The organism is Terriglobus sp. YAF25 (assembly GCF_052113305.1).
Classification (GTDB): Bacteria; Acidobacteriota; Terriglobia; order Terriglobales; family Acidobacteriaceae; genus Terriglobus.
In genome coordinates, this window is sequence record NZ_JBFRCY010000175.1 from 1 (window position 1) to 6,868 (window position 6,868).

Consider the following 6,868-nt stretch of genomic DNA (forward strand, 5'->3'; position numbering starts at 1 on the left):
GGGAAAGACCGAATGTTGGTACGTTCTTGCCGCAGAGCCGGGAGCGGCCGTCGCTCTGGGCTTCAAGGATCCGAAGGTCTCTGTTGAGCAAGTGCGTGAGGCCATCGAACAGGAAAGGCTGGAAGACCTGTTGCACTTTGAGCCGGTGAGCGCCGGTGACCTGGTGTACGTGGATGCCAACACCGTTCACGCCATCTGGCCGGGAGTCACCTTGCTGGAGGTCCAGCAGACCTCAGACATTACCTATCGCTTGTATGACTACGGCCGTCCGCGTGAGCTTCATCTCGAAGAGGGACTRGCGGTGATGAAGGCAACGACGGCGGCGGGGAAGCGTGCTCCCGTTCGAAAAGACGGCTTCACTCGATTGGTCGAAGAGCGCTACTTCAGTGTCGATCGCGTTGAACTTGCTGCCGGAGCAACGCTGGATCTAGCGGCGCCCGGGAAGCCGCAGTGCCTGGTCCTGCTGTCAGGAGAAGCCACACTGACGTCTGAAGGCGGCGATACGCTTGAACTGACACCGGCTGCGGCGGTCGTCATACCCGCTGCCGCGAAGCAGGCCGTACTTAAGGCAGGCAGCGATTGCGTGGTTGTGCGCGCGATCGTCTAGCGAACCGGTTCCGTCGCGAACGACAATAGTACGTCTCGATAAATTCGGGCACCCATACACTGGGTGCCCCATCCATCGCATCGCGATGGGTGGGATATTCGGCCCCCGCGGACTGGTTTACTAGTGTGAACTATTCGAGCAAAGCTCGAACCGGTGGGAGCAGAGGCCTTGCTGGATGGGGTGTTCTGCGGGCTTTTAGCTCGCTTATAGTGCCTGCTCGGAGGCCCTCGCTTTTATGCCATCCAGCAATGCTGGTTGAAGCCCTCGGCTCCCACCCGGTTCGAGCTTTCATCCTCTCGATAAATGCCAATTGACACGTGCGTTTTTTCGCGCGTAGGATGCCGTCCGTTTCGTGGTATCGGCTGCATTGTGATTGTTTCGGCTTAAAAGGTGCAGAACCAGGCCTTGTGGCCGAAGGGCGTGCAGGCTGCGTTATCCGCATTTCAGAGCCAACATTGGCTCGCAGAGCGTTTCCGGGGACCTCCAGAACACCGTTTATCGCGTGTTCCGGAGGCTCCTGAGGAAACTGTATGGTAAACCCCAAGGTGCGCCGACAACGTTCGGCGCACCTCCTTTTTCACACTCCATGTAAATGCGGTATTGACACCCGATTTGCGGCATGCGTAGGATGCCGTTCGCCTCCGAAAAGAGGAGGTAAGCGGTTGTGAATTGATTCGTCTCAATGAGCGGTTCGCTCCGCTGGAATGGTTTTACGCGGCAGACAGCCGCATTTCGGAAGATGGGGGTGCCATGCAGCGATATCAAGTGAACCGGCTTCGTAGGTGTTCCAGGCGAAGTCCGCTCTCGTGGTGAGTGGCTGGCAGCGCCAAAAACACCAGGAAAAGTAAAAAGAAAAACGCTTCACAACGATTTTTTGGTTGTGATATAAGCCCGCAGTCAAAACGGACCGCAATTTTTCTGCAGCGAAGGAATCGGCTTTGTAAGTAAAGCCGGAAGAAGAATTCTCGATTCGGGGCGACGACAACAAGGAAGCAGGCGCTCTTTTTGAGGCGTCTCAATTTGCACTACCAGGGTCTTCTGGCCCGATGTAAGAAATGATTTTGGAGGCTAACCATGATCAAACACAGCAAGCTAACAGCTTCTGCTGACAGCGGAACAAACGCTGTCCTGCGGATGCCGTTCTTATCTTCCAGGGGTATTACCAGCGCCGCCGGGCGATCGCTGCTCGGTGTAATGCTCGCCGCAGCTCCTCTCTTCGTTCTCAACATTGCTTCGCCGGCCGCTTTCGGTCAGGCCAGCTCCAGCTCCGATGCCGTCGGTAAGGTAATGGATGCGACCGGCGCAGCCATTCCGGGTGCGACGATCCACCTGATCAATAACGGTACGGGTGCCGAGCGTATCGCGACCAGCAACAACGATGGCGACTGGTCCATCCCCAACGTTCCGCCCTCCAACTACAAGATTCGCGTTGAGAAGCAGGGCTTTAAGGCCGCCCAGATTCCCTCGCTCGACATTGAAATCGGCAAGACGGCCAATGGCTCAGTCACGCTGAGCGTCGGTGAAGTGACGGACACGGTCGAAGTCAGCACACTGCCTCCGCAGTTGCAGACGCAGGAAGCCACCGTCGGCCAGGTCATCGACCAGAAGCAGATCACCGACCTGCCGCTGAACGGACGTAACGTGCTACAGCTTGCCACTCTGGCTCCGGGCGTTTCGCCGCCGCAGAGCGGCCAGACTGGTACACCGGCCCAGACGGGTACGCAGACGACCAGCCGCCAGTTGTACATCTCAGTGGACGGTGGACGCGCTTCGTCGACGAACTACGTACTGGATGGTACCTATGTTCGTTCGGTGCGTTTCAACAACATGTCGCTGCAGCCGAACGCTGACACAATTCAGGAGTTCAACCTGCTGCGTTCGACCTTCTCGACCGAGTATGGCCAGGGACAGGCTGTTGTCTCCATGGTCACGAAGTCGGGTACGAATACGATTCACGGCTCGGGCTATGAGTTCGCTCGTAATGCGATTTTTGATGCTCGTAACTACTTCACGACCGTTGCAGCCAATCCGGTGAAGCCGAACTTTACGCGTCACCAGTATGGCGGCACAGTTGGTTTTCCGGTCATCAAAGATAAGCTGTTTGTGTTCGGCGGCTTTGAAGGTTTGAAGCTGACGCGCGATAACCCGACCTTCGCTCTCTTCCCAACGCAGGCAGAATTGGCTGGCGATGCCGCGAGTGCTGATCCCCGTGTTGCCGGCAACAACACGGTCAAACCAGCAACGACCTGCCAGCAAGACAAATCCAATACCAACAACTGCGTTGGCATCAACATGCCGGCCAATTGGAATCCGGCGGCCCTGGGATCGAATCAGGCATCCAGTGTATTGGCGGGTACCTACCCTGTCCTGACAAGCGACAGCTATGTCAGTGGATACGGCACCAATAACTATGCTCTGACCCGTTCGTTTACTGAGAGCTACAACCAGTACACCATTCGTGGTGACTGGGTGGTTTCCACGAAGAATTCTCTCTTCGGGCGCTATGTCAACTTCGACTCATCGCAGCAGACGCCTCAAGCGAGTGGCAGCTTCACATCCAATCCGCTACTTGGCCGTAATGCTGTGGTTGGTAACACCTATCTGATTTCGTCGAACATTGTGAACGAAGTCCGTGTGGGCTGGAATGAGTTTTACAACATCACCCTGGGTGTTCTGCAGGACCCCAGCAAGAACTGGGCTGCAGTTTCGGGTCTGAAGAATGTTACGGCCTTGACCAGCACTCGCCAGAATGGCCGTGCGGGCTTCACAATCAACGGGTACGGCAACGTTGGTGATGGCTCAGGTGACCAGGGTGGTCACGAAAATATCATCAGCCTTGGTGATTCGCTTTCGATCGTGCATGGCAAGCACACCTTCAAGACCGGTTTCCAGTATCAGAACCGTCGTCTGTGGCAGATTGCCGATAACAATTCGCGCGGTGCAGCTACCTTTGACAATTGCACCAAGACAGTATTTCCTGCGGCGACTCCGACTAATCCCACTCCACTCCCTACAGGTAACTGCGTCTACACGTATGGGAACAATCAGTACATTGACTACAGTTCCTACACCGATCCGGCCACCGGTAATCCGGTCCTCTACAACAAGTTCCAGAACTACGCTCGTGGCTTCTGCACATCGAGCTGCAATGGCAATGCCGGAACGACGATGGGCCACTATCGTGACAACACGTATGGCGCGTTCTTCAATGACACCTGGCAGTTCGGTCACGGCCTGACCCTCACTCTTGGCTTCCGCTGGGAGTACAACAGCCCGTTTGTTGAGCAGAACGGTCTGGAAGGTACGCTCGATCCGTCTACCCAGAAGGTTACGTTCAGCAAGGTTCCGTCGGGCATCCCGGCGTTCTACCTGGCGTCTGGAGCGTACGAAGTCAACAAGACTTTCCGTCCTGGCATCATCGAGCCGAACTATAAGGGCTTTATGCCGCGTGTTGGCCTGGCGTGGGAAGCTCGTTCTGGAACGGTTCTTCGTGCCGGCTACGGTATCTATCTCGACAACCTGAATACGAACGAGCTTCAGTTCACTCGCTATGCCGCACCGCTGTACTACCAGCAGGCATTCAGTGCTTATCCGGTGGCGCAACTCTGGCCTGATCCGGTTGCAGCTGTGGGCGTAACCCAGGTGCCTTCGCCGTTCTCCATTCTTCCGAAGAACAGCCGTCCTTACACGGAAGAGTACAACCTGAGCCTGCAGCAGGATCTAGGCAAGGGGTTGGTCATGGAACTGGCTTACACCGGCAGCCAGACTCACAAGTCCTGGAAGCGTTATGACCAGAACATGTGCGTTCAATATCCGTTCGTGGCGCCTTCGTGGGCACTTTCGGGTCAGTGCGTAAACTCGCTTCGTCCAAACCCGGCGTTCGGCCAGGGCATCCTGACCAGCAGCACCCGGGGTGATGCTAACTTCCACGGCGGGTCGATCAAGATCGAGAAGCGTGCCAAAAACGGTCTCTTCTATCTGGGCAGCTACCAGTTCTCGAAGAACCTCGACAACTTCTCCGGCGAAGCGGCTGCAAACGATTCGTCGTTCGCTACCGATATGCGTTTCGACCGCTCGTACTCAAACTTTGATAACCGCAACAAGGCCGTTATCTCGGGCGGTTACGAGCTTCCGTTCGGTAAGGGTAAGAAGTGGGCTCAGAGTGGCGTGGCCAATGCCATTGCGGGTGGCTGGTCGTTACAGCCTGCCGTTCAGCTTCGTGGAGGTTATGCCTTCAACGTCTCCCGCTCTGGTTGCAACTTCGCCGCCTACAATGGCTGCCGTGTCTTCCTGGTTGCGGGTAAGAAGGTTTCGGATGCATATCGTTCGAGCCCCTCGCCCTTCAATTGGTTTGATCCTTCCGCTTTCACCACTCGTTACGATGGTGTTGCGAGCACTGCCAGCACCGCCAACCCTGGAATTCAGGGCTGGGTAACACGTAATGCACTGCGTGGACCCGGTACTGCCAACGTCGATCTTTCGGGAATCAAGAACTTCGTGATTCACGAACGGTTCCGTGCGCAGTTCCGTGCCGAGGCCTACAACATCCTGAACCGGGCGATCTTCTCCAATCCGGCCGCAAACATCACTGTTCCGACCGCTGTCGGGAAGGTGACGTCGACCTCGCTGGATAACCGCAGCATTCAGTTGGCGGTGAAGGTGACCTGGTAAACAGAACCGGAGGCTTCGTTCGAAGCTTCTATCAACCGAGGGGCGAGCCGGATGGCTCGCCCCTTCTTTATTTAATCGAGAAGAGTTGGCTGAACCACTTGGCAACCATGCTTGCCGGGGAGCAGTATTTCACGTGAAAAAGGAAGCTTCCGCCTTCACCCGGGAGCAGGAAAGGTAGGAAAACACTGTGGCTACTTCACCAGCCGTTCAGCTTGATCCAATGCATTACGGACATCCGGTTCCGTTCCGCAAACGCTATGGCAACTATATCGGCGGAGAATGGGTAGAACCCGTCTCCGGACAGTACTTTGAAAACATCACCCCGGTAACCGGCAAGGTGTTGTGCGAGGTTCCGCGCTCTGGCGCTGCCGATGTGGAAAAAGCTCTGGATGCCGCCCACAAGGCGAAGAAGGCATGGGGCCGAACCTCGACCACCGAACGCTCCAACATCCTTATTAAGATCGCCCAGCGCATTGAAGAAAATGTAGACCTGCTGGCCGCTGCCGAGACCTGGGATAACGGCAAACCGATTCGCGAGACCACGGCTGCTGACGTTCCGCTCACTGCCGATCACTTCCGTTATTTTGCCGGCGCCATTCGCGCGCAGCAGGGCGGCATCTCCGAGATCGATCACGACACGATCGCGTACCACTACCACGAGCCGCTCGGTGTCGTCGGTCAGATCATTCCCTGGAACTTCCCGCTGCTGATGGCGGCATGGAAGCTTGCTCCGGCGCTCGCTGCCGGCAACTGCGTTGTCCTGAAACCTGCGGAGCAAACGCCGGTATCGATCCTGATGTTGCTGGAACTGGTTGGCGATCTTCTGCCTGCCGGTGTGCTAAATGTCGTCAATGGCTTTGGCCGCGAGGTCGGCAAGGAGCTCGCTTCTAATCCGCGCATCAATAAGGTGGCCTTTACCGGATCCACAGTGACAGGGCGCATGATCATGCAATATGCGTCAGAGAACATCATTCCCCTGACTCTGGAGCTTGGCGGCAAATCCCCGAACATCTTCTTCAGCGATGTCATGAACGAAGACGATGACTTTGTCGACAAGGCGCTCGAGGGCCTGGCGCTCTTCGCCTTCAACCAGGGCGAGGTCTGCACCTGCCCGTCGCGTGCTCTGATTCATGAGTCCATCTACGATCGCTTTATGGAGCGCGCGCTGGCTCGCGTGAAAGCCATCAAGCAGGCGAATCCGCTGGACGCCGACACGATGCTCGGCGCACAGGCCTCAAAACAACAGTTCGAGAAGATCATGTCGTATCTCGATCTCGGCAAGAAGGAAGGCGCGGAGATCCTGATCGGCGGCGATGCCGCGAAACTGGATGGCGAGCTCGCCGGCGGTTTCTATATCCAACCAACCATCTTTAAGGGCAACAATAAGATGCGCATCTTCCAGGAGGAGATCTTCGGTCCAGTGCTCTCTGTGACTACCTTCAAGAACGATGATGAAGCTCTGGAGATCGCAAACGACACGCTCTATGGACTGGGCGCCGGCGTGTGGACGCGTGATCTGAATCGCGCCTATCGCTTCGGCCGCGAGATCGAAGCAGGACGCGTGTGGACCAACTGCTACCACCTCTATCC

The 6,868-nt window shown here is 56.5% G+C and carries 3 protein-coding genes; all 3 read left to right on the forward strand.

Going from position 1 to position 6,868, the window contains the following annotated elements; genetic code table 11:
• The coding region (locus AB4043_RS09400) for a class I mannose-6-phosphate isomerase (RefSeq protein WP_442306934.1) at positions 1-607 on the forward strand (607 nt) is incomplete at its 5' end.
• Between the two features lie 1,074 nt (positions 608-1,681).
• Positions 1,682-5,278, forward strand: coding sequence for a carboxypeptidase regulatory-like domain-containing protein (locus tag AB4043_RS09405; RefSeq protein ID WP_442303041.1), 3,597 nt, complete (start codon positions 1,682-1,684; stop codon positions 5,276-5,278).
• Positions 5,279-5,465: 187 nt separating this feature from the next.
• Positions 5,466-6,868: aldehyde dehydrogenase family protein (locus AB4043_RS09410; RefSeq protein ID WP_442306935.1), on the forward strand; the 1,403-nt coding region annotated here is incomplete at its 3' end.

Coding starts and splice junctions, on each gene's coding strand:
- AB4043_RS09405 (WP_442303041.1), top strand. CDS start 1,682: ATGATCAAACACAGCAAGCTAACAGCTTCTGCTGACAGCGGAACAAAC.